At 58.5% G+C, this 26,993-nt stretch carries 30 protein-coding genes; 24 read left to right on the forward strand and 6 right to left on the reverse strand.

The genetic code is table 11. The features are described 5' to 3' along the window. Position 1: 1 nt before the first annotated feature. Together ACR0JX_RS05095 and ACR0JX_RS05100 are read left to right on the forward strand one after the other, a co-directional pair. Positions 2–457 carry a methylated-DNA--[protein]-cysteine S-methyltransferase gene (locus tag ACR0JX_RS05095; protein WP_480541984.1) on the forward strand — a complete coding sequence of 152 codons (456 nt, stop codon included), beginning with the start codon at positions 2–4 and terminating at the stop codon, positions 455–457. Positions 458–532: 75 nt separating this feature from the next. Beyond that, positions 533–997, forward strand: a complete 465-nt coding sequence (locus ACR0JX_RS05100) for a hypothetical protein (RefSeq protein WP_480541986.1) — start codon at positions 533–535, stop codon at positions 995–997. Here ACR0JX_RS05100 and ACR0JX_RS05105 read toward each other — a convergent pair. From ACR0JX_RS05105 to fsa, 4 genes are all read right to left on the reverse strand, one after another. Further along, positions 990–1,688: a CDP-alcohol phosphatidyltransferase family protein gene (locus tag ACR0JX_RS05105; protein WP_480541988.1), complete on the reverse strand. Its 699-nt coding sequence runs from the start codon at positions 1,686–1,688 to the stop codon at positions 990–992. The genes ACR0JX_RS05100 and ACR0JX_RS05105 overlap by 8 nt on opposite strands. A gap of 87 nt (positions 1,689–1,775) precedes the next feature. Then, a complete protein-coding gene (locus ACR0JX_RS05110) occupies positions 1,776–2,696 on the reverse strand; it encodes a tyrosine recombinase XerC (protein WP_480541990.1) in 921 nt (306 codons plus the stop codon). Next, positions 2,693–3,400, reverse strand: coding sequence for a DUF484 family protein (locus ACR0JX_RS05115; protein ID WP_480541992.1), 708 nt, complete (start codon positions 3,398–3,400; stop codon positions 2,693–2,695). Before ACR0JX_RS05115 ends, ACR0JX_RS05110 begins: the two co-directional genes overlap by 4 nt. Positions 3,401–3,599: 199 nt before the next feature. Further along, the gene (fsa, locus tag ACR0JX_RS05120; RefSeq protein WP_480541994.1) at positions 3,600–4,253 is read right to left on the reverse strand and encodes a fructose-6-phosphate aldolase; all 654 of its coding nucleotides are present in this window, start codon (positions 4,251–4,253) and stop codon (positions 3,600–3,602) included. Between the two features lie 88 nt (positions 4,254–4,341). Between fsa and ACR0JX_RS05125 the strand changes: the two genes are divergently transcribed. The 4 genes from ACR0JX_RS05125 (at position 4,342) to ACR0JX_RS05140 (ending at position 9,242) form a co-directional block, all read left to right on the forward strand. Beyond that, the gene (locus tag ACR0JX_RS05125) at positions 4,342–6,537 is read left to right on the forward strand and encodes a primosomal protein N' (RefSeq protein WP_480541996.1); all 2,196 of its coding nucleotides are present in this window, start codon (positions 4,342–4,344) and stop codon (positions 6,535–6,537) included. An 80-nt stretch (positions 6,538–6,617) separates the two neighbouring features. Next, a complete protein-coding gene (locus ACR0JX_RS05130) occupies positions 6,618–7,850 on the forward strand; it encodes an MFS transporter (protein WP_480541998.1) in 1,233 nt (410 codons plus the stop codon). Positions 7,851–7,916: 66 nt separating this feature from the next. After that, positions 7,917–8,795 (forward strand): 50S ribosomal protein L11 methyltransferase, encoded by an 879-nt coding sequence (locus ACR0JX_RS05135; protein ID WP_480542000.1) that lies wholly within the window; start codon positions 7,917–7,919, stop codon positions 8,793–8,795. 102 nt (positions 8,796–8,897) lie between these two features. Beyond that, positions 8,898–9,242, forward strand: a complete 345-nt coding sequence (locus ACR0JX_RS05140; protein WP_170531059.1) for a hypothetical protein — start codon at positions 8,898–8,900, stop codon at positions 9,240–9,242. A gap of 111 nt (positions 9,243–9,353) precedes the next feature. Here the strand turns inward: ACR0JX_RS05140 and ACR0JX_RS05145 are convergent, their stop codons facing one another. Next, positions 9,354–9,569, reverse strand: a complete 216-nt coding sequence (locus ACR0JX_RS05145; protein WP_480542002.1) for a DUF1127 domain-containing protein — start codon at positions 9,567–9,569, stop codon at positions 9,354–9,356. Between the two features lie 343 nt (positions 9,570–9,912). On the opposite strand from ACR0JX_RS05145, the gene ruvC reads away from it, so the two are divergent. The 18 genes from ruvC (at position 9,913) to ACR0JX_RS05235 (ending at position 26,319) form a co-directional block, all read left to right on the forward strand. Beyond that, a complete protein-coding gene (ruvC, locus tag ACR0JX_RS05150) occupies positions 9,913–10,410 on the forward strand; it encodes a crossover junction endodeoxyribonuclease RuvC (protein ID WP_480542004.1) in 498 nt (165 codons plus the stop codon). After that, positions 10,407–11,084, forward strand: coding sequence for a Holliday junction branch migration protein RuvA (ruvA, locus tag ACR0JX_RS05155; protein WP_480542006.1), 678 nt, complete (start codon positions 10,407–10,409; stop codon positions 11,082–11,084). Before ruvC ends, ruvA begins: the two co-directional genes overlap by 4 nt. A gap of 4 nt (positions 11,085–11,088) precedes the next feature. Then, positions 11,089–12,108: a Holliday junction branch migration DNA helicase RuvB gene (ruvB, locus tag ACR0JX_RS05160; RefSeq protein WP_480542008.1), complete on the forward strand. Its 1,020-nt coding sequence runs from the start codon at positions 11,089–11,091 to the stop codon at positions 12,106–12,108. 65 nt (positions 12,109–12,173) lie between these two features. Beyond that, positions 12,174–12,797 carry a hypothetical protein gene (locus ACR0JX_RS05165; RefSeq protein ID WP_480542010.1) on the forward strand — a complete coding sequence of 208 codons (624 nt, stop codon included), beginning with the start codon at positions 12,174–12,176 and terminating at the stop codon, positions 12,795–12,797. Further along, entirely contained in the window at positions 12,794–13,177 is a 384-nt protein-coding gene (gene ybgC / locus ACR0JX_RS05170) for a tol-pal system-associated acyl-CoA thioesterase (RefSeq protein ID WP_170531048.1), read from the forward strand. The genes ACR0JX_RS05165 and ybgC overlap by 4 nt, the downstream gene beginning before the upstream one ends. Before the next feature lie 111 nt (positions 13,178–13,288). After that, positions 13,289–13,984, forward strand: coding sequence for a protein TolQ (gene tolQ, locus ACR0JX_RS05175; protein WP_353012465.1), 696 nt, complete (start codon positions 13,289–13,291; stop codon positions 13,982–13,984). Between the two features lie 3 nt (positions 13,985–13,987). Then, positions 13,988–14,458 carry a protein TolR gene (tolR, locus tag ACR0JX_RS05180; protein ID WP_170531045.1) on the forward strand — a complete coding sequence of 157 codons (471 nt, stop codon included), beginning with the start codon at positions 13,988–13,990 and terminating at the stop codon, positions 14,456–14,458. 15 nt (positions 14,459–14,473) lie between these two features. Further along, positions 14,474–15,571, forward strand: a complete 1,098-nt coding sequence (locus ACR0JX_RS05185; protein ID WP_480542012.1) for an energy transducer TonB — start codon at positions 14,474–14,476, stop codon at positions 15,569–15,571. Beyond that, positions 15,568–16,887 (forward strand): Tol-Pal system beta propeller repeat protein TolB, encoded by a 1,320-nt coding sequence (gene tolB, locus ACR0JX_RS05190; protein WP_480542014.1) that lies wholly within the window; start codon positions 15,568–15,570, stop codon positions 16,885–16,887. Before ACR0JX_RS05185 ends, tolB begins: the two co-directional genes overlap by 4 nt. 84 nt (positions 16,888–16,971) lie before the next feature. Beyond that, the gene (gene pal / locus ACR0JX_RS05195) at positions 16,972–17,478 is read left to right on the forward strand and encodes a peptidoglycan-associated lipoprotein Pal (RefSeq protein WP_170531039.1); all 507 of its coding nucleotides are present in this window, start codon (positions 16,972–16,974) and stop codon (positions 17,476–17,478) included. Positions 17,479–17,482: 4 nt separating this feature from the next. Further along, positions 17,483–18,307: a tol-pal system protein YbgF gene (ybgF, locus tag ACR0JX_RS05200; protein WP_480542016.1), complete on the forward strand. Its 825-nt coding sequence runs from the start codon at positions 17,483–17,485 to the stop codon at positions 18,305–18,307. Further along, positions 18,304–19,557, forward strand: a complete 1,254-nt coding sequence (tilS, locus tag ACR0JX_RS05205; RefSeq protein WP_480542018.1) for a tRNA lysidine(34) synthetase TilS — start codon at positions 18,304–18,306, stop codon at positions 19,555–19,557. Before ybgF ends, tilS begins: the two co-directional genes overlap by 4 nt. 76 nt (positions 19,558–19,633) lie before the next feature. Continuing rightward, a complete protein-coding gene (ftsH, locus tag ACR0JX_RS05210) occupies positions 19,634–21,550 on the forward strand; it encodes an ATP-dependent zinc metalloprotease FtsH (RefSeq protein WP_353012480.1) in 1,917 nt (638 codons plus the stop codon). Positions 21,551–21,642: 92 nt separating this feature from the next. Next, positions 21,643–22,218, forward strand: coding sequence for an MOSC domain-containing protein (locus tag ACR0JX_RS05215; protein ID WP_480542020.1), 576 nt, complete (start codon positions 21,643–21,645; stop codon positions 22,216–22,218). Positions 22,219–22,383: 165 nt separating this feature from the next. After that, positions 22,384–24,060: a formate--tetrahydrofolate ligase gene (locus tag ACR0JX_RS05220; protein ID WP_170531029.1), complete on the forward strand. Its 1,677-nt coding sequence runs from the start codon at positions 22,384–22,386 to the stop codon at positions 24,058–24,060. A 58-nt stretch (positions 24,061–24,118) separates the two neighbouring features. Then, positions 24,119–24,424 carry a chorismate mutase gene (locus ACR0JX_RS05225; RefSeq protein WP_480542022.1) on the forward strand — a complete coding sequence of 102 codons (306 nt, stop codon included), beginning with the start codon at positions 24,119–24,121 and terminating at the stop codon, positions 24,422–24,424. 51 nt (positions 24,425–24,475) lie between these two features. After that, positions 24,476–25,366 carry a bifunctional methylenetetrahydrofolate dehydrogenase/methenyltetrahydrofolate cyclohydrolase FolD gene (gene folD / locus ACR0JX_RS05230; RefSeq protein ID WP_480542024.1) on the forward strand — a complete coding sequence of 297 codons (891 nt, stop codon included), beginning with the start codon at positions 24,476–24,478 and terminating at the stop codon, positions 25,364–25,366. 206 nt (positions 25,367–25,572) lie between these two features. After that, the gene (locus tag ACR0JX_RS05235; RefSeq protein ID WP_480542026.1) at positions 25,573–26,319 is read left to right on the forward strand and encodes a LytTR family DNA-binding domain-containing protein; all 747 of its coding nucleotides are present in this window, start codon (positions 25,573–25,575) and stop codon (positions 26,317–26,319) included. Here the strand turns inward: ACR0JX_RS05235 and pdeM are convergent. Then, the gene (gene pdeM / locus ACR0JX_RS05240; protein WP_480542029.1) at positions 26,316–26,984 is read right to left on the reverse strand and encodes a ligase-associated DNA damage response endonuclease PdeM; all 669 of its coding nucleotides are present in this window, start codon (positions 26,982–26,984) and stop codon (positions 26,316–26,318) included. The genes ACR0JX_RS05235 and pdeM overlap by 4 nt on opposite strands. Positions 26,985–26,993: the final 9 nt, after the last annotated feature.

A 26,993-nucleotide genomic window follows, 5' to 3' on the forward strand; every position in this document is an offset into this window, starting at 1 on the left:
CATGGCCATGATCGCAGTTGAAACACAATTCGGAAGGTTGGGCGTTGTTGAGGCGGACGGGGCGATCACGCGGCTGGTCTGGAATGGGCAGGATGAGGGCGAAGCTACGCCTTTGCTGCGCGAGGCGGCCGCTCAGTTGCGTGCCTATGATGCCGGAGCGCTGACACGCTTTGATCTGCCCTATCACATCGAAGGGTCAGAGTTTCAGCGGCAGGTCTGCGATCTGATGTACGCGATACCAATGGGTGAAACCATGACCTATGGCGAGATCGCAAAACAGCTTGGACACCCGGCCCAACCGGTCGGACAAGCCTGTGGCGCCAACCCGATCCCGGTGATTATCCCGTGCCACCGGGTTCTATCGGCAACGGGTCTGGGCGGGTTCTCGGGCGATGGTGGGGTCGAAACAAAGGTGGCCCTCTTGCGCCACGAAAAGGCGGCTGGCCTGCTGATCTGACAACCGGATTTCAGTTGCAATCCTGTGATCAGGCGCACAACTTATACAAGATACCGCAGTTGAAGGGATTTTATGATGACCGAGGCCGACCGCGCCGCTCGCAAGAAATCAATTGTTGATAAGCTGATGTCGCTGGAAGCACAGGAGCTTGCTACGGCACAGGCGCACTATGACGCCTTTCTGAAAGATGCTCAGCTGGACGACCGCGAAGCGCATGACAAAGATGATATCGCGGCCTCGCGCGAGAATGCGGATTTGGCCGCTGCTTTTGACGCTCCTGTCCACGCCCATCACGCCAAGATTGATGTGATCGAAAACACTGATTTTGGTTTGACCGATACGGTTCAGCCGGGGGCTGTCATCAAGTTCAACAATCGCCGTTTCGTTGTTTGCGTCTCGACAACCCGTTTCGATGTGGATGGAAAGACTTATATGGGTATTTCAACGCAAAGCCCCATCTACCTCGCCATGCTAGGGCTTCAAGCGGGTGATGTCTTCACGCATAACGGAGCTGAGTTCGAGGTGCAGGACGTCATGTAGCCCTGCGCTGCGGTATGATCTGCTGTCCGATCCCGGCAAAAACCAGATAGAGGCTGGTTATCACCAGGCCCCAATGCGCCCAGCTTTCGGGGTGGAAATCAACCCAGGCCGCCCAGCCAGCAAAGAAGGTCCAGGCAAAAGCCATGGGCAGGGTCAGACTGCGCCAACGCTCGGTCCGTACAGGGTGTACGAATTTGAGCGGTAGGAACATCGCGATCGACAGCAGTGTGACAAGGACAAGGCTGAACCAGAAGTTGGGTTCAAGCGCGAAGATCACGATCACAACCATGTTCCAGCATCCCGGAAAACCCGAGAACGAATTGTCTTTTGTCTTCATTCGGGTATCGGCAAAATACATCGCGCTTGCAAAGGTGATCACGATGATCGCAAACCAGCCTGTCCATCCGTCCATCAGACCCGATTTGAACAGGGCGTATGCCGGGATGAAGACATAGGTCAGATAGTCGATGATCAGATCCAGAAGCACGCCATCAAACTCAGGTGCGTTCTTCTTAACGTGATAGTGCCGCGCCAGCGGCCCGTCGATCCCATCGACGATGAACGAAACCACCAGCCAAAGATACATCAGGCTCCATTTCCCTTCGACGGCGGCCAGCATGGCCAACATGGCAAAAACGGCGCCCGTTGCAGTGAAAAGATGGACGGCTAAGGCTTTGAATCTGAGTGTCATGCGAGTGTCATGTACGATGCGTGTCCAAGATGCAAACCAAAAGCCCAGTTGCATGACCTACTGCCCAAGAAACCTGTTTCGTCAGTGTTAGGCCTTGGGATGAGCGCGATTGTAGACCTCCATCAAGCGCGCGGTATCAACGGCTGTATAGGCTTGGGTCGTCGAAAGCGATGCGTGCCCCAAGAGTTCCTGAATGGCCCGAAGATCGCCGCCGGCAGACAGCAGATGCGTGGCGAAGCTATGCCGCATGGCATGAGGTGTTGCCGTTGACGGCAGACCCAATTGCATCCGGGCTTTGGCCATCACCCCCTGAATGGCGCGCGGGTTCAATGCGCCACCGCGAACACCGCGGAACAGCGGTGCCTCCGACGATTGAGGATGTGGGCAGAGGCGGAGATACCGGTCAACAGCCTCACGCGCCGCAGGGATTACGGGGACGATGCGTTCTTTGCCACCCTTACCGATGATGCGTAAGGTTTGCGGCAATGGGGCATCTGACCCGGTCAGAGTAAGGGCTTCGGATATTCGCAGCCCACAGCCGTAAAGCAAGGTGACGACGGCCACATCCCGCGCGGAGACCCAATCCGATGTTGCTTGCAATTCGACCGTGTCGATCATGGCCCGGGCTGCGTCTTCGGCCAAGGGACGCGGCAGCTTCTTGGTGAACTTGGGCGCGCGGGTGGTCAGGACGGCCGTGGGTTCAAACCCTTCCCGTTCAGCTAGCCATCGGTAGAAACTTTTGACAGCCGAGAGTTTGCGCGCAAGCGACCGCGCACCAACCCCATCCGCGCGCAGTTGTGCCATCCAGGCTCGCATATCCGAGATCGAGATGCGCTCAAGTGCGGCAAGCCCCTGACGATCCCCTTGATGGAGTGTCATGAAGGACAGAAAATCAGTGACATCGCCACGATAGGCGGATTGGGTGTTGTTTGATCGTCCGGCTAGCGCGCCAAGGCTTTCCAACCAATGCTGCAGGGCATCCGCGCACGCCGGTGAAATCAGGCTCACGACAACCAGTGGCGCATCGAGCGTTCGAATACGCCTGCGAAGAAGGCCAGAAGATCAGTGCCAAGCTGAGGCGTGAAATGGCGCGGATCTGTAGCACCCATCACGATCATGCCTGGCAGGCGGCCTGCACCCAGATCCAGCTTGAGGCATGCCTCGGACCGAAGATGGTCGGCGTCGCTGCCAAAGATGCGCGGGTTGGGTTGACGGATTTCGCGCAAGGTGACATCGCGCACGGTGCTGCCGCGATCGTGTGAGAGGTATCTGTTGACATAACCGGGTTCAACGACCGTCAGAACACCGCCCAGCGTGTCGATCGCGGGGTCGTCTTGCAGGATGGCGGTTTCCAAAACCAGAGTGATCCGATCGACGCGCAGAATTTCGGGAACTTCGTTACCCAGGATGCGCAGAAAATCCTCGAACTCGACGGGTTCTAGGAGCCGCAGAATGGCGCGATGGATCTGATTGGTGCCGGCCAGGTTTTCATACGCTGCCGCAATTACCGAACGATGCGTGTCTTCCAGCCGGTCCAACCGCGCTTCGAGCCGCTGCATGGCAATGCCACGCAGGTCGATCACGTTTTCGCCGCGTGCCTGTTCATTGGCGCTGACCAATGCCTGCATTAGGTCTTTGTCATCCAGCAAGGCGTCTGGTTTGGCCAGAATCGCAGCGCGAAGGCTGTCTTCAAGTTTTGGGTTGCTGCTCATGTCCCGTCCGGTCGGTATTTTTTGTTTTGGCGGGTTATAGCATGACGAACCGGTTTTGCCTTGGGAAAAATACATCTTTTGGTGGAATAATTGGCCCGTGTGGCGAGCGCTCCCGCCTGTTTGGCGCTGATCAGAGATCAGCCCCGCACAGTTGGGCCGGGCGCGGTGCCTGTCGGCACCGCGCGGTTGTGCAAAAGGATCAGAGGATTTGCTGACCGGTTTTGGCCCAGTCCGCGAGGAAGGTTTCCAGACCTTTGTCCGTCAACGGATGGTCGGCCAGTTTCTTGATCACGGCAGGCGGTGCCGTGATCACATCGGCCCCGACGCGGGCGCTGTCGGTCACGTGGTTGACGGTGCGGATCGATGCGGCAAGGATTTCGGTCTCGAACCCATAGTTGTCATAGACCTGACGAATGTCGGCGATCAGGTCCATTCCGTCGAGGTTGATGTCATCGAGGCGGCCAATGAAGGGCGAGATGAAGGTGGCACCCGCCTTGGCCGCCAGAATAGCCTGGTTGGTCGAGAAACAAAGCGTCACGTTGACCATCTGGCCTTCGTCGCTGAGGGTTTTGCAGGTTTTCAGGCCGGCCCATGTCAGGGGTACTTTCACGGCGATGTTCGGCGCGATTTTGGCCAGCTTGCGGCCTTCGGCGATCATATCATCGGCCTCAGTCGCGACAACTTCGGCCGAGACCGGGCCGTCGACCAGATCGCAGATCTCTTTGGTCACTTCCAGAATGTCGCGGCCTGATTTCAGGATCAGCGAGGGGTTGGTGGTTACGCCGTCCACCATGCCCAGGTCGTTCAGTTCAGCGATGGCGTCGATCTCGGCGGTGTCTACGAAGAATTTCATGCGGGCAGTCCTTTGATGGGTTGGCCTTGGTCGCGGATGGCTTTACCTCAAAGAGACCCATGCTGGAACCCCTTTCGAAGGATACGCCGTGAGCGCTAACGGATTTTTCGACCAAGGAGAGTTGGTTGCGGTGCTGACCACGCAACCGCTGGACCGGACGCTCGACTACAAAGCGCCCGAGGGCGGGTGTTTTCTGGGGGCGTTTGTCGAGGTGCCCTTGGGGCCGCGCAAGGTGCTGGGCGTGGTCTGGGGGCCGGGGCAGGGCGGTTTCGATCTGAGCAAAGCCAGATCGGTGATCCGGGTGCTAGAGGTTGCACCCATGCGCGAAGAGATGCGGGTGTTTCTAGGGAAAGTGGCGGACTACACTCTGACACCGATGCCTGCGATGTTACGCTTGGCGACTCGCGCACCGGGGCTGGGTGATCCGCCGTCGATGCGGAAGGTCTATCGCCTGGGTGTTGCCGAGCCGGATCGGATGACCGACGCTCGGGGCCGGGTGCTTGAGGTGTTGAAAGAATACGGCGGGCTGGCCTTCACGTTGAAAGAACTGGCCGAGCAGGCCGGCGTAACGACCTCTGTCGTCAAAGGGTTGGTCAAACTGGGCGCTGTTCGAGAAGAGGACAGCCCGCGTGACCTGCCCTATCCGCATCTGAACCCGGATTTGCCGAGCAAACAGCTTACGGACGACCAAGCCGCGGCGGTCGCCTCGTTGAAAGATGGTCAGCGCACAGGTGATTACGGCACTACTTTGCTGAAAGGCGTGACGGGTTCGGGCAAGACGGAGGTGTATCTGGAGGCCGTCGCAGAAACATTGCGCATGGGGCGGCAGGCTCTGGTGCTGCTGCCTGAGATTGCGCTGACCGCCGAATTCCTTACCCGCGTCGAGGCCCGGTTCGGCGCCCACCCCGCCGAATGGCATTCGGGTGCAACCATGACTGAACGACGCCGGGTCTGGCGCATGGTTGGTCAGGGTGATGCGCAACTGGTCGTGGGCGCGCGATCAGCTTTGTTTCTGCCCTTCCGCGATCTGGGGCTTGTTGTGGTCGATGAAGAGCACGACACATCCTATAAACAGGAAGACGGGGTGCACTATAGCGCCCGCGATATGGCGGTTTTGCGGTCCGCCATTTGCGGCGCGCGCGTGGTTTTGGCCAGCGCGACGCCCTCGCTAGAAAGCTGGGCAAATGCCGAGGCGGGCAAGTATGAAAGGTTGGACCTGACGTCCCGCTTTGGCGCGGCGATGCTGCCCGAAATGAGGTCAATTGATATGCGGGCCGAACCGCTGCAACCCAACAGCTGGATCTCACCGTCCTTGCGGCAGGCCGTGCAACAACGGATCGAGAATGGTGAACAGTCCCTGCTGTTCATAAACCGCCGCGGCTATGCGCCGGTCACCTTGTGCCGAGCTTGCGGCAGCCAAATTGCATGCGATCATTGCGATGCACGGATGGTGGAACATCGTTTTCTCAAACGCCTAATGTGCCATCAGTGTGGTGAGACCAAACCGATGCCCTACGTTTGTCCATCGTGCGGGGTCGAGGGCAAACTGGCGCCGGTGGGGCCGGGGATCGAACGGCTGGCGGAGGAGGCCGAAGCCACCTTTCCTGACGCCAACATCACCATGCTGAGTTCGGATCTTTTCGGATCGGCCCGGGCGTTGAAGGCAAAGATCGAGGAGATTGCCGCAGGGGAGGCGGATATCATCATCGGCACCCAACTGGTGGCCAAGGGGCATAACTTCCCCAAGCTGACATTGGTCGGTGTCATTGATGCAGACCTTAGCCTGCATGGGGCCGACCTGCGCGCCGCCGAGCGCACCTTTCAATTGATGCGACAGGTGGCGGGCCGAGCAGGGCGTGCGGATAAACCGGGTCAAGCCTTGTTGCAAACCTTTCAACCCGAACATCCGGTGATCCGGGCGATCTTGTCGGGGGACGAGGAAGGGTTCTGGAAAACCGAAGCCGCCGCGCGCCAAGCCGCAGGTGTACCGCCCTATGGGCGCATGGCGGGTATCGTCTTGTCCGGACCCGAGGTTGGTCCGGTGTTCGATATCGGCAATGCCATGGCCCGCAATGATGGGCCACTACGCGAGATCGGGGCGCAGGTCTATGGCCCGGCTCCGGCTCCAATAGCGCGTATTCGCGGACGTCACCGAGTGCGTCTGTTGGTTAAGGCCCCGAAAGGCGCTCCGATACAAGACGGTATCGTGCGCTGGATCGCGCCGCTGAGGCTGAAAGGTGATATTCGCCTGACGGTCGATATCGACCCGCAAAGTTTCTACTGATCTCTGCACCTGCGCAGACCCATTGTGCGCTCAGTGCTTTCCTCTCGCCAAACCTGATAAATGGGCGTAGAGGGACTCTCATGCTGAAACCCATGCCCCTTGCCGAGGCGCAAAGCCTGCCATTCTGGCGTCGCCCCATCACGCTTTTGTTTGTGATGGCGATGACGATGCCGATCGCGTTCAATGGCTGGAGTGCCTTGCTGAACAATTTCGTCATCGAAGTGGCCAATTTTGATGGCGCAGATATCGGTCTATTGCACACGGTACGCGAAATCCCGGGCTTTCTGGCGGTTGGCGTGATTGCGGTGATCATTTTCGTCCGCGAGCAAGTGCTGGCCATGATCTCGCTGATGATGCTGGGTGTGGCGACCGCGGTGACGGCATGGTTCCCCAGCCTGGGCGGGTTGCTATTCGTGACTTTGTTTAGCTCAATCGGCTTTCATTACTACGAAACGGTAAACCAGTCGCTTCAGCTGCAATGGTTGCCCAAAGACAGGGCCCCTCAGGTTTTGGGCTGGCTGGTGGCCATGGGGTCGGCTGCAACGGCGGTGGTCTATGGGCTGATTGTGTTGACATGGGATCGGTTCGATCTGTCCTACAATACCGTGTTTTTGGCCGCCGGGGGTGTAACCGCCTTGTTGGCCCTGTTCTGCTTGCTTGCGTATCCGCAGTTCGACGCGCCGACTCCTCAGACCAAAAAGCTGATCCTGCGCAAACGGTACTGGCTGTATTATGCGCTGCAATTCATGGCCGGGGCCCGGCGCCAGATCTTTGTCGTCTTTGCGGGCTTCATGATGGTCGAGAAATTCGGGTTCGAGGTGCACGAACTGACTAGCCTCTACCTGATCAATCTCGTCATCAACATGGCCGCCGCTCCGATGCTGGGCAAAGCAGTGGCCACATTTGGCGAGCGCCGCACGTTGATCTTCGAATATAGCGGTCTGGCGATTGTTTTCGCAGCATATGGCGGCATCTATTGGTTTGGCTGGGGCGTTTTGCTGGCGGCGATCCTGTACGTGATCGACCATGTTCTATTTGCTTTGGCGCTGGCGCTGAAAACCTATTTCCAAAAGATCGCGGACCCGGCGGATATCGCTCCAACAGCTGCAGTGGCCTTCACCATCAACCATATCGCGGCGGTGTTCTTGCCCGCGCTGCTGGGCCTGCTTTGGGTCGTGTCGCCCGGAGCCGTCTTTGGTCTGGCGGCTGCGATGGCGATGATCTCGCTGCTGCTATCACTGCTCATCCCGCGCCATCCTGAGCCAGGGAACGAAACCATCCTGTCCAAATACGCCGCGGCCCCTGCTGAATGAGCGCCTATGCTTGACCTTGGCGGGCCCAAGCCATAGGCGCTGTCTCAACCAAGACAGGAGGTCCCCATGCCCACATTCACCGCGTTAACGACGCTGACAGGCAAAACTGCCGCCGAAGGTCTGGGTGAGGCGATGGAGCGTTTGGACCCGGAACCCACCGGTGTTGGTGTGTTTGAGGTCGAAGACGGTTCGGGCCTATGGGAAGTCGGGGGCTATTTTACCGAAGCACCCGATGAAACCGCCTTGGCGGTGCTGGCGGCTGCCTTTGAGGCCAAGCCCTTTGTTGTCTCGGAGCTTCCCGAAACCGATTGGGTCGCCCATGTGCGCCGTGAGTTGGCCCCGGTTGAAGCGGGCCGCTTCTTTGTCTACGGCAGCCACGATGCCGACAAGCTGCCCGAGGATCGGATTCCCTTGCTTATCGAGGCCGCAATGGCGTTTGGCACAGGCCATCACGGCACCACGCTTGGGTGTTTGAAAGCGCTGGATCGTTTGCTGGATGACGGGTTCAGCGCGATGAAAGTTGCCGATATCGGATGTGGCACCGCCGTTCTGGCCATGGCCGCAGCACGTGTGTGGGATGGCGAGATTCTGGCCAGCGACATTGATCAGGTGGCGGTTGATGTGGCCGAGGCCAACCTAAAGGCCAATGGCATGGCCGGAGCCGTTCGCTGTGTCGAGGCAGCGGGGTTTGACCATCCTGAGCTCAAATCTGCCGCGCCTTATGACCTGATATTTGCAAATATCCTCAAGGGCCCGCTGGTGGCCTTGTCACCGGAAATTGCCGCGAATCTCTGTACGGGAGGGTACGCAATTCTGTCGGGAATCCTCAATGAACAGGCTGATGATGTCGTGTCCGTTTATTCCCAGAATGGATTTAATCTGGCTGACAGAAGTGAGATTGGTGAATGGACGACGCTAATCTTAAGCAAACAGGGCCCAATTTAGACCATTTGCAGGAGTTTTGTGGATTTTTGCCACGGTTTTGTCGCATTCTCTACTTACCGTTTTTTGATCAACTCGATGGGGGGCGGTTTTGTGGAGGCTGCCATGACGACAAAACAACTGGAATTTAGTCAGCGCGTACATCGCCTGAACAAGAAGCATCACAAGATGAGCCGAGGCTATCGCGCGACGATGCGCAAGGATGGCTTGGTTGTTATGAAACCACAGCGTGTTCGATCAGCTGTTCCGGCTAAAGTGTTAGTCTTTTGCTTGCTTGGCTTTTTCGGATTCAAAGCGTTCCTGCTCTCCAGCCTCGGGCCGACAGGCTATCAGTTTCGGATCGATAGCCTGAATCAGGGCACATCGGTTGAACAGGCTGGTGCCTGGGTCATGCAGATCGATCCCTTGTCCGAAGCGCTGGCGGTTCAGTTGAACAAGGTTCTCTACTGATACAGCCCTGCTTTAGACGTCCAGAATAGAAAAACACCGCGCGCTGATCAGCACGCGGTGTTTTCTTTTTGCCCCATAGGGAGGAGAAGGGGCAGTTATGTTGTCGTCGTCTTAACGGCGGCCTTCGGCGATCATATCGATGTCGCCACGGCACAGGCCGATATCTTCCAGCTCGCGGTCCGTCAGGCCAGTCAGCGCTTTGCGTGTTGCGCGGGCGTCGTTCCATTCAGCAACGACATTGAATGCCGATGCAAAAAGCGCGCCGATACGGCCAACGAGGCCGAACGAGCCAGTGGTGGCGATGCGGGTGGTGTCCAGTGCAGCCATATCCTGTTTCCTTCTGGTTTGTGTTTCATTTCGATCTTGCGATCTGCCGGGCATTTAGTGCTGCCAAATCGCCCGCACAAGATCGTTTTTTGCATATTTCCTATGCAATAACTGCAAGCCTCATCTTCAACATGTTTAAGCCGTAATTCGCTTAAATTATTGGTTAATTCGCGTTCATAAATTGGTCGAAAACAGACTATGCGAAGTCGCAATCGACGTGTGGTGTCGTTGGCAGGACAAAGCTGTCGGTTTTTGTCCATGGACCAATTCGCTTGGAAAATGTTCACGCTTCGTGCTAGGCGTTGAAAAAAGATCACATAACCCGAGCAGGCCGAGGCACAACATGCGAATTTTGGGCATTGATCCGGGGTTGAGAACCTTGGGATGGGGCGTCATCGAATCGCATGGCAGCCGCCTGAGCCATGTTGCGAACGGTTTGTGCAAGTCGGATGGTGACGATCTGGGCGAACGACTGCTATCGCTGCACAACCAGATTGTCGAAGTCATCGCCGCGCATCAGCCGGATCAGGCGGCCATCGAACAGACTTTTGTGAACAAGGACGGGGCCGGGACGCTTAAGCTGGGCCAGGCGCGGGGGGTCGCGCTGCTGACCTTGGCGCAGGCCGGTTTGCCGGTAGGGGAATACGCGCCCAACCGGGTCAAGAAGACGGTGGTCGGTGTCGGCCATGCCGAGAAAGAGCAGGTTTTGCACATGGTCAAACTGCAACTGCCCGGCTGTTCACCAAAAGGCGCAGATGCGGCGGATGCGCTGGCGATTGCGATTTGTCATGCGTATTACGGCAAAACGCAGCAATCGCGATTGAAAGAGGTGGGCGCATGATCGGCAAGCTGACAGGGCGTCTGGACTATCGCGCAGCGGATCATGTCCTGATCGATGTGCGTGGGGTCGGTTACATCGTCTATTGCTCTGACCGGACCATGGCAGCCCTACCGGGGGTGGGTGAGGCGGTCTCGATCTACACCGATATGGTCGTGCGCGAGGACCTGATGCAGCTCTATGGGTTCCTATCTATGGTCGAAAAGGAGTGGCACCGGTTGCTCTGCTCGGTTCAGGGCGTTGGGGCGAAGGTATCCTTGGCTATTCTGTCGGCGCTTGGTCCCGATGGGGTCAGCCGCGCGATTGCCCTGGGCGATTGGGCGGCAGTGAAAGCAGCCAAGGGCGTTGGACCGAAGACTGCGCAGCGAATTGTATTAGATCTCAAAGACAAGGCCCCGGGCGTCATGGCCATGGGCGGCACGGTAACCGAGGCGATGGATGGCCCCGCGCTTGAGGTGGTTGAACTGACTGAACCCGCCCCTGCGCCGAAACGCGTGGCGAAACCGGCCTCGGGGTCAGCAGCGGCATCTGCGGGCGCGCTGTCTGCGCTGTCAAATCTGGGCTATGGCCCGTCCGAGGCCGCCTCGGCCGTGGCCGAAGCGGCGGCGAGCCTGCCGGAAGCGAGTGAGGCTGAATTGATCCGCGCAGCACTGAAATTGCTGGCACCAAAGGGCTGAGTGAATGGTAGACGCTGATCCCACCCTGCGCCCCGACCCTCTGCCCGAGGATAATGACCGCGCATTGCGCCCGCAGGGTTTGGACGAGTTCATCGGGCAAGCCGAGGCACGCGCTAACCTGCGCATCTTCATCCAATCGGCCAAGCAGCGGGGTGAGGCGATGGATCATACGTTGTTCCATGGCCCTCCGGGCTTAGGGAAAACCACGCTGGCTCAGATCATGGCGCGTGAGTTGGGCGTAAACTTTCGCATGACATCCGGCCCGGTTCTGGCCAAAGCAGGTGACCTGGCGGCGATCTTGACCAATCTGGAATCGCGCGATGTGCTGTTCATCGACGAGATACACCGTCTGAACCCGGCGGTTGAAGAAGTGCTCTATCCCGCGATGGAGGATTTTGAGCTGGATCTGGTCATTGGCGAAGGCCCCGCTGCGCGGACGGTTCGGATCGAGTTGCAGCCGTTCACGCTTGTCGGGGCGACTACACGGATGGGTTTGCTGACGACACCGCTTAGGGACCGGTTCGGCATTCCGACACGCTTGCAGTTTTATACGGTGGATGAATTGCACGAGATCGTCACCCGCAACGCCCGCAAACTGGGCGCTCCGGCGGATGAGGACGGCGCACGTGAGATTGCACGCCGGTCACGCGGGACACCCCGGATCGCTGGGCGGTTACTGCGCCGGGTGGTCGATTTTGCCATCGTCGAAGGCGATGGCCGGATCACGCGGGAATTGGCCGATGGAGCGTTGACGCGTTTGGGGGTCGATAATCTGGGGCTGGATGGGGCCGACCGGCGGTATCTGAAGCTAATCGCCGAGAACTATGCGGGTGGTCCGGTCGGTATCGAAACGCTCTCGGCTGCGCTGTCAGAGAGCCGGGATTCGCTCGAAGAGGTGATCGAGCCCTATCTGTTGCAGCAAGGTTTGATCCAACGCACCCCGCGTGGGCGGATGTTGGCGCAAAAAGCGTGGACACATCTGGGAATTGCCCCGCCTCGCGGCCAGAGCGATCTGTTTTGTTGAAGCGACGCACTTAAGATTTTATGCCTCTCAGTGAGAGTATTTTCAGAAAGACAAAAGGGCTGAGCGTGACTCCGGACGAGATCGAAGCGCTGTTTACCCGTGAAAGCGGCGAGTTTCTGTTTGCGCGTTGGGGGCGACCCATCGTGCCCATCGTGTTTGGGGTTGAGGATGAAACCCTGTCCACCGTCAAAGGCGCGTTTGAGGCGGTTGTGACATTGGCCGGTCACAAGATGGCTGAAACTGACCCAGAACTGGGTGCCAATTGCATGGTATTCTTTTTCCGCGACTGGCAGGAACTGCTTGAGGTGCCGGATCTGGATCGTCTGATCCCCGGCCTCGGGCCATTGGTCGACCGGTTGTTGGCCGCTGAGGCCAATCAATACCGGATATTCCGGTTCGAAGAGGATGGCGCGATCCGCGCCGCGTTTGTTTTCCTTCGCATGGATAAGGAATTGTCCAAGGTGCCTGCGGAAACCCTTGCGCTTAGTCAGGTGGTGCAGACGATCCTGTTGTGGTCGGATACCGCGTTTCGGGCGCAATCGCCGCTGGCAATTACGGCAGGGGCCACGATCCTGCGGCCGGATATTGCTGCACTGATCCGCGCCGCGTATGACCCGATTTTGCCGGGGTCGGCGCAGGATGCCTCGCATGCTTTACGTCTGTTTGCCCGGTTGGAGACATTGCAATGAAACACACCTACCCGGTTCGCGTGTATTATGAAGACACCGATATGGGCGGTGTCGTCTATCACGCAAACTACCTACGATATATCGAGCGCGCCCGCTCCGATTGGGTGCGAAAACTGGGCAATGACCAGAATGCGATGCGGGAACAGGGCATTGTTTGGGTCGTACGGCGCGTCGAGGCGGACTATCTGGCCGCAGCGCGGTTCGAGGATGAGCTGGTTGTGGAAACCGAGATGGTTTCGCTCTCTGGCGCACGGCTGACCATGTCGCAGCTGGTGAAACGGGGTGAGACCGAGATTTTCCGGGCTGAGGTTACCGCGGTGTGCATGAATGCGCAGGGCAAGCCCGTGCGCCTTCCGGCAGAGATTCGCGCATTGATGTAACAATTTGTGGACCTGGGGTGGTTCTGTTGGCTTTTCAGCCCCAACTGCGATAGCGTTTGGCAAAACAAGGCCAAATCAACGGCCATTCAGGCAAAAACAAAGAGCAGGTTCATGGAAGCTGAAACGCTGGCGCTGGCGCAGGAGATCGATTTCTCCATGTGGGGGCTGTATGCCCGCGCGACCTTTATCGTCAAACTGGTGATGTTGATGCTGATCGCGGCATCGATCTGGTCCTGGGGCATTATCATCCAAAAACTCATCAACTATCGCGCGGCTCGGCGCGAAGCGCAGGTGTTTGATGAACATTTCTGGTCTGGCAACCCGTTGGATGAGCTGTTCGAGCAGATCGGCTCGCAGCCTGACGGCAGTTCCGAGAAGATATTCGCCGCCGGAATGATCGAATGGCGCAGATCGCATCGCACCGATGGCGGGTTGATCGCAGGCGCAACGGCCCGGATTGATCGATCGATGGATGTCGCCATCGCAAAGGAGGCGGAGACCTTGCAGAAAGGGCTGCCTATTCTGGCGACCGTCGGCTCGACCGCGCCGTTCATAGGTCTGTTCGGTACGGTCTGGGGCATCATGAACGCCTTTATCGAGATTGCCGAGCAGCAGAACACCAACCTTGCCGTTGTCGCTCCCGGCATTGCCGAGGCGTTGTTGGCGACCGGTCTAGGCCTGTTGGCCGCGATCCCGGCGGTGATTTTTTACAACAAGCTCAGTGCCGATAGCGATCGGATCGTTGGCGGTTACGAGGCCTTTGCAGATGAATTCGCCACTATCCTGTCGCGTCAGTTGGACGGCTGAGCGATGGGCGCGGCGGTTCAGCAGAACTCTGGCAGCAATGGTCGCAGACGCGGACGGCGGCGTGGTCGCGCGCAACCGATGGCCGAGATCAACGTCACGCCTTTTGTCGATGTCATGCTAGTGTTGCTGATCATCTTCATGGTGGCAGCGCCCCTTTTGACGGTTGGGGTGCCTGTCGATCTGCCTAAGACTGCCGCAAGTGCTTTGCCCGGCGACAGTGAAGAACCGCTGACTGTCACGCTGACTGCCGATGGCCGTATTCAAATTCAGACCACCGATATTCAGCGCGAGGAATTGATCGGAAGGCTACGTGCCATCGCAGCCGAGCGCAGCAGCGATCGGGTCTTTCTGCGCGCTGACGGCGCCATTCCCTACGCGCAGGTGATGCAGGTGATGGGTGCGCTGAATGCGGGTGGATTTTCGAATGTGGGTCTAGTGACGGATACCGGCGGGCCGACGCTGGACGATGGGTAAAGGTGGGGTCGCGCGGTGGATACCGGCACCAAAATCTCGGCGATTGCGCATGTCGGGCTAATCAGCTGGGCGCTGTTCGGCGGCACCTTCCGGTCCGAACCGTTGCCGATGGCTGTGCAGGATGTGTCCGTGATTTCGGCTGAGGACTTTGTGGCGATGACCGCGCAGACCAACGCGCCCGAAGTGCCGACCTCACCGGGTACATTGGAACAGCCGCCAGAGCCCGAGACCGAAGCCAACGCGCCCGAGGTGACACCGGAAGAACAACCGCGCCCCGAGCCCGTAATGCCATCTGAGCCCGAGCCCGAGGTTCAACCAGAAACGGTTGAAGTTCCACCCGAACCGGAACTGCCCGAAGAGCCCCCGACACTGACGGAACCGGAAACGACCGCTTTGGTTGCGCATCCGGGCCCCGAGGCACAGCCCAGCCCGTCTGAGCGGATCGCACCCGAACCCGTCGCGCCACCACCGCCCGAGGCGAAGCCGGATGAGGTGGAAACGCCCCCCGTTTCGTTGGATGAAGGTGCAGAGACCCAACAGGAACAGCAGGATCAAACCGCTCCGGAAGAGGCTGCGCCTGAAATTGTGACCGAGGCCGAAGAGACCGAGGAGCAAGCACCGCTGACGTCGCCACGTCCACGTGTGCGCCCAAATCGCCCTGCGCCTGCTCCGGAACCAGAGGTGGCGGAAACTCCGGAACCGACCCCTGAGGCGCCAGCGCAGAACAATGATGATGCAATCAACGACGCGCTGGCCGAGGCTTTGTCCGAACCCGCCGCACCATCCGGCCCGCCGCTGACCAGCGGTGAAAAGGATGCGATGCGTGTGGCCGTATCGCAATGCTGGAATGTCGGCTCGTTGTCGACGGATGCGTTGAACGTCGTTGTTGTGGTTGGGTTTTCACTCAATCGTGATGGAACGGTTGTAGGCGGAAGTGTTCGCTTGCTGGACAGCTCTGGCGGGTCGGCGGGGGCTGAAAATCAGGCTTATCAGGCCGCCCGACGGGCAATATTACGCTGTGGCGCACGCGGATACGATCTGCCTGCTGACAAATTCGATCAGTGGCAGGATATTGAGATTACCTTCAATCCCGAGAGGATGCGGATCAAATGATGAAACTTCTGACCAGCCTCGTCCTTGGTCTGACCGTGATGTCGGCCCCGGTTTACGCACAGAGCGGCCCCCTGCGTCTGGAAATCGACGAGGGGATCATTGAGCCGATGCCCTTTGCGGTTCCGAATTTTGTGCCTGATGGACCGTCCGCGACGCAATACGCCGCCGATCTTTCCCGCGTTGTCGCGGCGGACCTGACTGGAACGGGGCTGTTCCGCGAAATCTCCTCGGACGCATTCATCAGCCGCGTCAGCAGCTTTGATGCACCAGTGCAGTTTGCCGATTGGAAAGCGATCAATGCGCAGGCACTGATAACCGGGGCGGTCAATGTCTCGGGCAAGCGGCTAACGGTACGGTTCCGGGTCTGGGATGTGTTCTCAGGTCAAGAACTGGGCAACGGGCTGCAGCTGGCCGGAACCACCGATGGGTGGCGGCGCATGGCGCATAAGGTTGCGGATCAGGTCTATAGCCGGATTACGGGCGAAGGTGGATATTTCGACAGTCGCGTGGCGTTTGTCTCGGAAAGCGGCCCTAAAAACCAGCGTCTGAAACGTCTGGCGATCATGGATTATGATGGGGCAAATGTTCAGTACCTGACCGACAGTTCCGCGATCGTTTTGGCCCCGCGCTTTTCGCCCACCGGGGATCGGTTGCTATACACCAGCTACGAAACGGGCAGCCCGCGTATCTACGTGCTGGATGTGGGAAGCGTGCGGCGACAGGAGTTGAATACGCAGGGTGGCACCATGAGTTTCTCGCCCCGCTTCTCACCGGATGGAAGGTCAATTGTCTATTCGCTGATCCAGGGCGGTAACACCGACCTTTGGAAGATGGATCTGGCCTCGGGACAAAGTACACGGCTTACCAATACGCCAGCGATTGAAACCGCGCCCAGCTATTCGCCAGACGGCAGCCAGATCGTGTTTGAAAGCGACCGTTCGGGTACACCACAACTGTATGTCATGCCCGCAAATGGGGGCGAGGCAACGCGGATCAGCTTTGGTCAGGGCCGCTATGGCACGCCCGTCTGGTCGCCGCGCGGAGATTTGATCGCGTTCACCAAGCAAAACAAAGGCCGGTTCCATATCGGTGTGATGCGCACCAACGGGGACGAAGAACGCCTGCTCACATCGTCCTTTCTGGATGAAGGGCCAACATGGTCCCCGAACGGGAGGGTTATCATGTTCACCCGGGAGACACAGGGTGCTAGCGGTCGGGCGACGCTCTACTCAGTGGATATTTCGGGGCGGAACCTAAGGCCGGTACGAACACCGGACGGTGGCAGCGACCCGTCATGGGGTCCTTTACAGAATTGATCGCTGCAGATGTGCGGGAACGTTCACAAGAAACCGCCCCTGTGGTAGACAGGCGGCAACGAACAAAACAACGAGGCACTTGAGATGAACATATTGGGCAAAATCCTGGCGCTGGGCGCGCTGAGCGTGGTTGCAGCTTGCGCAAACAATGATCCTTCGGCTTTGGGCGGTGGCGGTCCCGGTGGCAGCGGTTCGATTGTCGCGGGGTCACCCAGTGATCCGCGCTCGCCTGCGTATTTCCAGCAAACGGTTGGCGATCGCGTCTTGTTTGCAGTGGATCAGTCGACCCTATCGCCGCAGGCTCAGACGGTTCTACAAGGGCAGGCCGAGTGGTTGATGGCGAACCCTGACTATGTGGCCACGATCGAAGGCCATGCGGATGAGCAGGGCACGCGCGAATATAACCTCGCACTGGGTGCACGCCGCGCCAATGCAGCGCGTGAGTTCCTGATTTCGCGTGGGGTGGCGGGCAACCGACTGACCACTGTCAGCTATGGCAAAGAGCGCCCGATTGAAATTTGTAGCACCGAGGAATGCTATTCCAAGAACCGCCGTGCGGTAACAGTGCTGACCGGTTCAACCTTGGGGTAAGACGATGAGACTTGCAGGATGGGTTTTGGCCGCAGTTGTTGCAACAGCGGGCGTGGCGCAAGCGCAGGATCAGCAGACGCTGGCGGATATCCGGCAGGAGCTGACTGTGCTGCATGTGGAGATACAGCGCTTGAAGCGCGAGTTTTCCACCACCGGCTCTCCGGCGCCGAACCTTTCCGGCAGTTCTGTCCTTGAACGCGTCGACGCGATTGAGGCCGAGCTACAACGCCTGACGCGTCAGACTGAGCAATTGAACCAGCGGGTGCAAAACATTGTGACCGATGGCACCAACCGGATCGGGGATCTTGAATTCCGCCTTTGTGAGTTGGAGGCCAATTGTGAAATCTCTGGCGAACCAACTAGTACACTGGGTGGCGAAGACACCGGTTCGGGCACGGCGGTGATAACACCTGCCACACCTCCTGCGACCGAGCAGGTAGAACTCGCCATTGGTGAGCAGGCGGATTTCAACGATGCGTCGCAAGCGCTGGCCGATGGTGATTTCCAGACCGCCGCGACCAAGTTTGCGCAGTTCGATACATCCTATCCCGGCAGCCCTTTGGCGCCCGAGGCGCATTTGAAACGCGGGCAAGCGCTAGAAGGTTTGGGTGACACGCGCGAAGCGGCACGCGCCTTTCTTGCCAGCTTCACCGGCGATTCCGAAGGGGCGGTTGCGCCCGAGGCGTTGTATGAGCTCGGCGCGGCGCTGGGCCGTCTGGGTCAAACCGATCAGGCCTGTATCACCCTCGGTGAAGTCGGTGTTCGGTTCCCATCTTCTGGCCCTGCGTCAAATGCCACGCAGGAAATGGCCTCACTGGGGTGTTCTTGAACCGGACCCCGAACAGCCTCACATCCGATATTCGCGCCCGGCTGCCTGAACGGCTGCCGCCACGTTTGGGTATTGCTGTTTCGGGCGGTGGCGACTCGGTGGCATTGATGCACCTCCTCGCTGAAATCGCCGCAGATGAAGGGACTGAGCTATGTGCAGCCACGGTCGACCATGGGTTGCGACCAGAAGCGGCCGAAGAGGCCCAAATTGTAGCGCGGCAGGCGGCTGATTTGGGGCTAAAACACGATATCCTGAAGTGGCAAGGCTGGGACGGCTCAGGTAATCTGCAGGATCAAGCGCGGCAGGCGCGGTATGCATTGCTGGCCCAATGGGCGCATGCCAATAGTATCCCTGCGATTGCGTTGGGTCATACTGCGGATGATCAGGCAGAAACCGTGCTGATGCGGCTGGCCCGCTCCGCAGGGGTGACAGGCCTTGCAGCGATGCCAAATTCGCATGCCCGGGCGGGTATCACCATTCTGCGCCCGATGCTTGGGATCACCCGCCATAGCTTGCGTGACTATCTATCGGATAAGGGGCTGAACTGGATCGAGGATCCATCGAATCAGGACAAAAGATTTGACCGGATCAAAGCCCGAAAAGCACTTGCTGACCTGTCTCCGCTGGGGATCACGCCCGAAACCTTGTCGCGCGTCGCCAGCAACCTTGCCCAAGCGCGTGAGGCGCTGGACCTGTTTACGCAGGAATCCGCCCGCAAGGTCGCGGTTGCTATCGATGGGGATGTTCGTGTGGATCGGGCCGCGTTCCAAACCTTGCCAGCCGAGATCAAGCGTCGACTGCTTGTCGGTATCCTCGGCTGGATTTCAGGGCCAGGATATCCCCCGCGTCAGTCCGCTGTGGACCAAGCCGTAGAAGCGCTGGACAATGGGGAAGCGGGATCGCTAAGCGGGTGTTTGCTGGCGCCTCAAGCCGCGAACACTTGGATTTGCAGAGAGTTTCAGGCCGTTGCCAACCTGAAAGCGCCCCCCGACGCGCGCTGGGATGGGCGCTGGGTTCTGTCCGGGCCGGGGACCAACGGATTTGAAATCCGTGCGCTGGGTGAGGCCGGGCTTGCCTCGGTTCCCGATTGGCGTGCAACGGGGCGTCCGCGCCTTGCATTACAATCCTCACCAGCGATCTGGCACGGTGATGAATTGCAGGCGGCGCCTTTGGCAGGCTTTCCCAATGGCTGGAGCGCAGAACTCGCACCGGAATGGCCCGAGTTTTACGCGTCGTTTTTATCGCATTGAACCTGCGCCAATCCTCTCTATTTTAAGAAGCAACCCGGCAAATACCCGTTTGCCGAAATCTTTTGGGAGAATTTCCTTGGGCAACGCTCGCAATATCGCCTTCTGGGTCGTTCTGTTCTTGCTGATCCTTGCACTGTTCAATTTGTTCAGCGGACCGGGCGGAACACTTCAGAGCAATGAACGCACCTATTCCGACTTTGTCAGCGCCGTACAGAACGGTGAAGTCAAGAACGTAACACTGGATGGTGAGCAGATCCGCTACACCACCGAAACCGGCGGAACCTACGTGACGATCAAACCCGGCGATGCCGAGGTCACCAAGCTGCTGATTGACGAGAACATCCCGGTGCGCGCTGAGAAACAACAGCAGTCGGGCTTTCAATCGTTCCTGATCACGCTGCTGCCCTTCCTTCTGCTGATCGGTGTCTGGGTCTATTTCATGAATCGAATGCAAGGCGGTGGCAAAGGCGGCGCGATGGGCTTTGGCAAGTCCAAGGCCAAGATGCTGACCGAAAAGCATGGCCGCGTGACGTTTGACGACGTCGCAGGCATTGACGAGGCCAAGGAAGAGCTGGAAGAGATCGTTGAATTCCTGCGCAACCCGCAGAAGTTCTCGCGCCTCGGCGGTAAGATCCCGAAGGGCGCTCTGCTGGTTGGTCCTCCGGGTACTGGTAAAACGCTGCTAGCCCGTGCGATTGCGGGTGAGGCGGGCGTGCCGTTCTTCACTATCTCGGGCTCTGACTTTGTTGAGATGTTCGTGGGTGTCGGTGCATCTCGTGTCCGTGACATGTTCGAACAGGCGAAGAAGAACGCGCCCTGTATTGTGTTCATTGACGAGATCGACGCTGTGGGCCGCCATCGTGGTGCCGGTTATGGCGGTGGTAACGACGAACGCGAACAGACACTCAACCAGTTGCTGGTCGAGATGGACGGGTTCGAGGCCAATGAAGGCGTGATCATTCTGGCCGCGACGAACCGCAAGGACGTGTTGGACCCGGCTCTGCTGCGTCCGGGCCGTTTCGACCGGAACGTGACTGTTGGGAACCCCGACATCAAAGGCCGCGAGAAGATCTTGGGCGTGCATGCGCGCAAGACACCTTTGGGCCCCGACGTCGATCTGCGGATCATCGCGCGGGGTACTCCGGGCTTCTCAGGTGCCGATCTGGCAAACCTTGTGAACGAGGCCGCTTTGATGGCCGCTCGCGTGGGTCGTCGCTTTGTCACGATGGAAGATTTCGAGAACGCCAAAGACAAGGTGATGATGGGGGCCGAGCGCCGCTCTATGGTGCTGACTCAGGACCAGAAGGAAAAGACCGCGTATCACGAGGCCGGTCACGCGGTTGTTGGCCTGGAACTGCCCTTGTGCGATCCGGTCTACAAGGCGACGATCATTCCACGCGGTGGAGCGCTCGGTATGGTTGTTTCGCTGCCGGAAATGGACCGTCTGAACTATCACCGGGATGAGTGTGAACAAAAGCTGGCGATGACTATGGCAGGTAAAGCTGCCGAGGTTATCAAATACGGTGAGGATCATGTCTCGAACGGCCCCGCGGGCGATATCATGCAGGCCAGCCAATTGGCGCGCGCGATGGTGATGCGCTGGGGTATGTCGGACAAGGTCGGCAACATTGACTATGCCGAAGCGCATGAAGGGTACTCGGGCAATACAGCCGGATTCTCGGTGTCCGCGCATACCAAAGAGCTGATCGAGGAAGAAGTGAAGCGTCTGATCCAGCAGGGATATGAGCACGCTTACAAAATCCTGACCGACAAGAATGAGGCGTGGGAGCGTCTGGCCCAGGGTCTGCTGGAATACGAAACCCTAACCGGGGACGAGATCAAGCGCGTCATGAATGGCGAGCCGCCCAGCGAAAGTGACGACGAGGGCGATAAGCCGGATGAGGGCAGCGCCCCAAGTGTCACGGCGATCCCCAAGACCAAGGCCAAGAAATCCCCACCCGAAGGTGGTATGGAGCCTGAACCAACCGCATAATCAGAAAACCCGGAGCCCGCCTCCGGGTTTTTCTTTCCATCGCTGCACGCATGCGCATTATGCGCGCGTGGCACGATAGAGAAGGATAGCCCATGCCGTTTTTGCGCGAAACAGAGTATTCAGCCGAGGTGATCTGGTTGGGGTATGTCCCTGCAGGGGCATCATTGCGTGCACAGGCGGTCGAAGCGCTGAGGCTTGAATTTGAGGGTGTTCAGGGTGAGCGCCATGAAGGGCTCAATCGCGCATCCTGTGTCCGGGTTGGGAACCTTTACCCAAAGGGGACTGAAATCCGAAATGTGCGTCAGCTCTCGATTTTGTCTGTTGAAGAACTGGACGAGATCGCCGCCGAGATGAGGCTTGATCAGTTGGATCCGTCTTATCTCGGCGCTTCGATTGTCCTCAAGGGAATCCCTGACTTTTCGCATATTCCACCTTCGTCCCGGCTAAAGGGCGACGGTGATGTAACGCTCACAGTCGATATGGAGAACGCCCCCTGCATCTTGCCGGGGCGTGAGATTGAAGCGGAGCACGCCGGCCACGGGGCAGGGTTCAAGCCTGCTGCGAAAGGGCGTCGCGGGGTGACTGCCTGGGTCGAGCGGCCCGGTGAGTTACGCATTGGCGACAGGATGAAACTGTTTGTTCCCGATCAACCGATTTGGGCGCCATAGGTGGCCAGGGTTTCCGATTAGAAACGGTGAAGTCGATCTAACGCCGTTTCGCGGCATGAATATGTCGGAATCCATAGCCACTGGATTTGTACACAACGGTATGGGTTGCTCAGCATCGGCGCGCCGCGCCGTATTTGCACGGCATTCAATCAGGGACCCTGCCCAATGAGCTACAAATCCGACATCGAAATCGCGCGCGAAGCGAACAAGAAGCCGATCCAGGAAATCGGTGCCAAGATAGGCATCGACTCTGCGGATCTTCTGCCTTACGGCCACGACAAAGCCAAAGTCAGCCAAGACTTCATCAACTCGGTGCAGGGCCGTGAAGACGGCAAGCTGATCCTGGTCACTGCGATCAACCCGACCCCGGCGGGTGAGGGCAAGACCACCACCACGGTCGGTCTGGGTGACGGTCTGAACCGCATTGGCAAGAACGCGATGATCTGTATCCGCGAAGCCTCGCTTGGCCCGAACTTTGGGATGAAGGGCGGCGCTGCAGGTGGCGGCTACGCTCAGGTCGTTCCGATGGAAGAGATGAACCTGCACTTTACGGGTGACTTCCACGCCATCACCTCGGCCCATTCGCTGCTGTCGGCGATGATTGACAACCATATCTATTGGGGCAACGAGTGCGATATCGACATCCGTCGCGTTGCATGGCGTCGCGTGGTCGACATGAACGACCGTGCGCTGCGTCAGATCACTGCTTCGCTGGGTGGCGTGTCGAACGGCTTCCCGCGTGAAGCAGGCTTTGACATCACCGTTGCGTCCGAAGTTATGGCGATCCTTTGCCTGGCGAACGACCTGAAAGACCTGGAAAAGCGTCTGGGCGACATCATCGTGGCTTACCGCCGCGATAAAACCCCGGTCTACTGCCGCGACATCAAGGCCGAAGGCGCAATGACCGTTCTGCTGAAAGACGCAATGCAGCCGAACCTGGTGCAGACGCTGGAAAACAACCCGGCCTTTGTGCATGGCGGCCCGTTTGCAAACATTGCACACGGCTGTAACTCGGTCATCGCGACCAAAACTGCTCTGAAAGTTGCTGACTATGTCGTGACCGAAGCGGGCTTTGGTGCCGATCTGGGTGCCGAAAAGTTCATGAACATCAAGTGCCGCAAGGCGGGCATCGCTCCGTCGGCTGTGGTTCTGGTTGCCACCGTGCGCGCGATGAAGATGAACGGCGGCGTTGCCAAAGCCGATCTGGGCGCCGAGAACGTGGATGCGGTTCAGTCTGGCTGTGCCAACCTCGGCCGTCACATCGAGAACGTGAAGTCCTTTGGCGTACCGGTTGTTGTCGCCATCAACCATTTTGTCACCGACACCGACGCCGAAGTTGAAGCGGTCAAGAGCTACTGCGCCGAGCATGGCGTTGAGGCGGTTCTGTCGCGTCACTGGGAACTGGGCTCGGAAGGCTCGGCGCCTCTGGCTGAGAAAGTTGTCGAAATCGTTGAAGGTGGCAGCGCGAATTTCGCGCCGATCTACCCCGACGATATGCCTCTGTTCGAGAAAGTCGAAACCATCGCCAAGCGCATCTATCGCGCAGACGAGGTGCTGGCTGACAACAAGATCCGCAACCAGCTGAAGGAATGGGAAGCCGCAGGTTATGGCAACCTGCCGGTCTGCATGGCCAAGACTCAGTATTCCTTCTCGACCGACCCAACCCTGCGCGGCGCGCCCACCGGCCATTCGGTTCCGGTGCGCGAGGTTCGTCTGTCGGCTGGTGCAGGTTTCATTGTGGTAGTCTGCGGCGAGATCATGACCATGCCTGGCCTGCCGCGCAAACCTGCGGCCGAGACCATCTGCCTTAACGACGCAGGTGAGATCGAGGGCTTGTTCTAAGCGCCTGAATGATACATCTCGTGGTCTGGGGATACCCCCGGGCCATGAGGAGAGAAACATGCCCACTCTGATACCGCCGCAAGACTGTCGCTCGATGCAGGAATTGCGGCCTCAGATCGACAAGCTGGACCGCCAATTGATCGAATTGTTGGTAACGCGCGCAGGCTATATTGACCGTGCGTCTCAGCTGAAACCCGGCGAGGGGCTGCCCGCCCGTATCCCGGATCGCGTCGAAGAGGTGGTGCAGCGTGTGCGCAAGAGCTCGGATGAATTGGGCATGGACCCCGATCTTGCTGAAAAGCTTTGGCGCATTTTGATTGATTGGTCGATTGCCCGCGAAGAACGCGTGATCGGCGCTGACTGACCAAACAGGCGCCTTGTGCGCCTGATCCGTTTTGGAAGAGGGGATTGAAGAATGGTAGCCCAGGTTATCGACGGTAAAGCCTTTGCAGCAAAAGTACGCGCGCAGGTGGCTGATCAAGTTGCAAAGCTGAAGGAAGAAAACGGCATCACACCCGGTCTGGCCGTGGTGTTGGTGGGCGAAGACCCGGCGAGTCAGGTCTATGTGCGTTCGAAAGGAAAGCAGACCGTTGAGGTCGGCATGAACTCGTACGAGCACAAGCTGGACGCCGACACATCCGAAGACGACCTGCTGGCGCTGATCGACAAGCTGAACACCGATCCGGCTGTGCATGGCATTCTGGTGCAGTTGCCGCTGCCCAAGCATCTGAACGAAGACCTCGTGATCAATTCGATTGATCCGGCCAAGGATGTGGATGGGTTCCATATCTCGAATGTGGGTCTGCTGGGCACCGGCCAGAAGTCGATGGTGCCGTGCACCCCGCTGGGATGCCTGATGATGCTGCGCGACCACCATGGCTCGCTGTCCGGTATGGATGCGGTTGTGATCGGGCGGTCGAACATCGTTGGCAAGCCGATGGCACAGCTGCTGCTGGGCGACAGCTGTACCGTGACCATCGCGCACAGCCGCACCAAGGATCTACCCGATGTCGTGCGACGCGCCGACATCGTTGTGGCCGCCGTTGGCCGCCCTGAAATGGTGCCGGGCGACTGGATCAAGGAAGGTGCCACCGTGATCGACGTGGGCATCAACAGGATCGAACGCGATGGCAAGAACAAGCTTGTGGGCGACGTGGATTATGACAGCGCAGCCGAGCGTGCCGGTGCGATCACCCCGGTTCCCGGTGGGGTCGGCCCCATGACCATCGCTTGCCTGCTGGCAAACACCCTCACAGCCGCATGCCGCGCGAACAAATTGGCAGAACCAGAAGGTCTGACCGCATAATTCTGCGTTCTGGAACTGAACCAGAATCAGCTAGCTTAAGATACGATTTACCGCGCCCGCATGACCACGGGCGCGGTATTTTTTTGAAAAGCTTTCCTTGTGAAGTAAATCGTGATAACTATTATTTTCCAGATGGTTACTAAGTTAGTCTGCATCTTTGCCAATATGTCTGATGTTGATTTGGCGGGGTGCATCTGAAGATAAGTATGAATACCGAAGTCAGTGAACTCAAAACGGCACTTACCCCTCAGCGCATGTGCGCCGCGTTCATTTTTCTTCCGTTGCTGTCATATGCCTTCCCCCCCTTCATGGATGCTGATGTTCCCTATGGATTGCGCCTGTTGTTTTGGGTCGGAGTTATGACGATCGCGTTGGGCGCGATCTGGGCAACCCGGATGCTTTTGCGAGACAAGCTGATACTACTGAAACTGCCGCTGCGCGATTTGGCTTTCGCGGCGGTGATCCTGGTGTTTCTAACACCGCTGTTGTGGCTGCTGGCTTGGGGTCTGTTTACGTATACCGGAAAGATGGTGCCCGAGGTTAAATCGGTAGCAGCGTATGGCGTGCTGTTTGCCACAGGCCTTGTGCTTGTGCGTCGCGGTGATCTTCATGCTGATAGCGTGGGGCCTAAGCCGCCGGAATTGCCGCGCTTGTCAAAACGCTTGCCTGAGGGGTTTGAGGGTCAGATCTACCGGCTGACAGTCCGGGATCACAACGTGGATGTTGTTACCTCAGAAGGCGTGTTTTCGATCAGATCACGTTTTACAGACGCTATTGCCGAGATGGAGCCTGTTCCGGGCCACTGCTCTCACCGCTCACATTGGGTCACAGATGCATCCATTGCGGGCGTTGAAAAGACCGGCAGCAAAACCTTCCTACGCTTGGTCAATGGTGATCTGGTACCGGTCAGCCGCAAATATAAGCCGATGCTGGAAGAAGACGGGCTGATCTAGGCCGTGCGCGGCATCGGGATCATCTGCGGGTTTGGCCCGGTCAATATGGCCATAGCGTCGCTCTGCATCAGGTCCGACAGAACGTGCTCGGAACTGCGTAATCCGCCTGTGTAGGTGCCATAGGCTGGCAGAATAAGCCGATTTTGATCCACCAAGAACGCCGGGCGAGAGATTGATCTACCCCGGATCGATAGGCGCGCCTTTGGGTGAAAATGCCCAGAGACTTCGCCCTTGGCATTTGCCTCGGCGATATGGCGAAACACCAGAGGGCCTTTGACCCATTCCGCCAGATGCGTGCCGCCCAGTTCGATAGGGCCGGGATCGTGGTTGCCTTCTATCCAGATCCATTTCCGACCGGCCTGCAGCCTGGTGATCTGCAGTTTCTCGGACGCTGCCAAGGCGTTTGAGGCATCAAGGTCATCGAAGCTGTCGCCCAGGCACAAAACTGTTTCAGCACCTGACGCATCCAGATCAGCCGAAAGCCGATCCAGCGTTTCGCGGCCGTCATAGGGGGGCAGGGTCAATCCGCTGCGCCGTGCCAGCCGCTCGGACTTGCCCAGATGCAGGTCCGAGACACACAGCATCCGCTGATCGGCCCACCAAAGTGCGCCAGAGGGAAGGGCACGCAGCGCCTGACCGCAAAACAGAAAATCCAAGCCGTTCATGATACGTTC

This window comes from Ruegeria sp. AH7, assembly GCF_056541325.1.

Excerpts from the sequence above, each read along its gene's own strand:
- tolQ (WP_353012465.1), top strand. The coding sequence starts at position 13,289 with ATGGAAGCTGAAACGCTGGCGCTGGCGCAGGAGATCGATTTCTCCATG.
- ACR0JX_RS05095 (WP_480541984.1), top strand. The coding sequence starts at position 2 with ATGGCCATGATCGCAGTTGAAACACAATTCGGAAGGTTGGGCGTTGTT.
- fsa (WP_480541994.1), bottom strand. The coding sequence starts at position 4,253 with ATGAAATTCTTCGTAGACACCGCCGAGATCGACGCCATCGCTGAACTG.
- ACR0JX_RS05220 (WP_170531029.1), top strand. The coding sequence starts at position 22,384 with ATGAGCTACAAATCCGACATCGAAATCGCGCGCGAAGCGAACAAGAAG.
- ybgF (WP_480542016.1), top strand. The coding sequence starts at position 17,483 with ATGAGACTTGCAGGATGGGTTTTGGCCGCAGTTGTTGCAACAGCGGGC.
- ACR0JX_RS05105 (WP_480541988.1), bottom strand. The coding sequence starts at position 1,688 with ATGACACTCAGATTCAAAGCCTTAGCCGTCCATCTTTTCACTGCAACG.
- ACR0JX_RS05235 (WP_480542026.1), top strand. The coding sequence starts at position 25,573 with ATGAATACCGAAGTCAGTGAACTCAAAACGGCACTTACCCCTCAGCGC.
- ruvA (WP_480542006.1), top strand. The coding sequence starts at position 10,407 with ATGATCGGCAAGCTGACAGGGCGTCTGGACTATCGCGCAGCGGATCAT.
- ruvC (WP_480542004.1), top strand. The coding sequence starts at position 9,913 with ATGCGAATTTTGGGCATTGATCCGGGGTTGAGAACCTTGGGATGGGGC.
- pdeM (WP_480542029.1), bottom strand. The coding sequence starts at position 26,984 with ATGAACGGCTTGGATTTTCTGTTTTGCGGTCAGGCGCTGCGTGCCCTT.
- ACR0JX_RS05225 (WP_480542022.1), top strand. The coding sequence starts at position 24,119 with ATGCCCACTCTGATACCGCCGCAAGACTGTCGCTCGATGCAGGAATTG.
- ruvB (WP_480542008.1), top strand. The coding sequence starts at position 11,089 with ATGGTAGACGCTGATCCCACCCTGCGCCCCGACCCTCTGCCCGAGGAT.
- ACR0JX_RS05135 (WP_480542000.1), top strand. The coding sequence starts at position 7,917 with ATGCCCACATTCACCGCGTTAACGACGCTGACAGGCAAAACTGCCGCC.
- ybgC (WP_170531048.1), top strand. The coding sequence starts at position 12,794 with ATGAAACACACCTACCCGGTTCGCGTGTATTATGAAGACACCGATATG.
- folD (WP_480542024.1), top strand. The coding sequence starts at position 24,476 with ATGGTAGCCCAGGTTATCGACGGTAAAGCCTTTGCAGCAAAAGTACGC.
- tolB (WP_480542014.1), top strand. The coding sequence starts at position 15,568 with ATGATGAAACTTCTGACCAGCCTCGTCCTTGGTCTGACCGTGATGTCG.
- tolR (WP_170531045.1), top strand. The coding sequence starts at position 13,988 with ATGGGCGCGGCGGTTCAGCAGAACTCTGGCAGCAATGGTCGCAGACGC.
- ACR0JX_RS05215 (WP_480542020.1), top strand. The coding sequence starts at position 21,643 with ATGCCGTTTTTGCGCGAAACAGAGTATTCAGCCGAGGTGATCTGGTTG.
- ACR0JX_RS05115 (WP_480541992.1), bottom strand. The coding sequence starts at position 3,400 with ATGAGCAGCAACCCAAAACTTGAAGACAGCCTTCGCGCTGCGATTCTG.
- ACR0JX_RS05140 (WP_170531059.1), top strand. The coding sequence starts at position 8,898 with ATGACGACAAAACAACTGGAATTTAGTCAGCGCGTACATCGCCTGAAC.
- pal (WP_170531039.1), top strand. The coding sequence starts at position 16,972 with ATGAACATATTGGGCAAAATCCTGGCGCTGGGCGCGCTGAGCGTGGTT.
- ACR0JX_RS05145 (WP_480542002.1), bottom strand. The coding sequence starts at position 9,569 with ATGGCTGCACTGGACACCACCCGCATCGCCACCACTGGCTCGTTCGGC.
- ACR0JX_RS05100 (WP_480541986.1), top strand. The coding sequence starts at position 533 with ATGACCGAGGCCGACCGCGCCGCTCGCAAGAAATCAATTGTTGATAAG.
- ACR0JX_RS05130 (WP_480541998.1), top strand. The coding sequence starts at position 6,618 with ATGCTGAAACCCATGCCCCTTGCCGAGGCGCAAAGCCTGCCATTCTGG.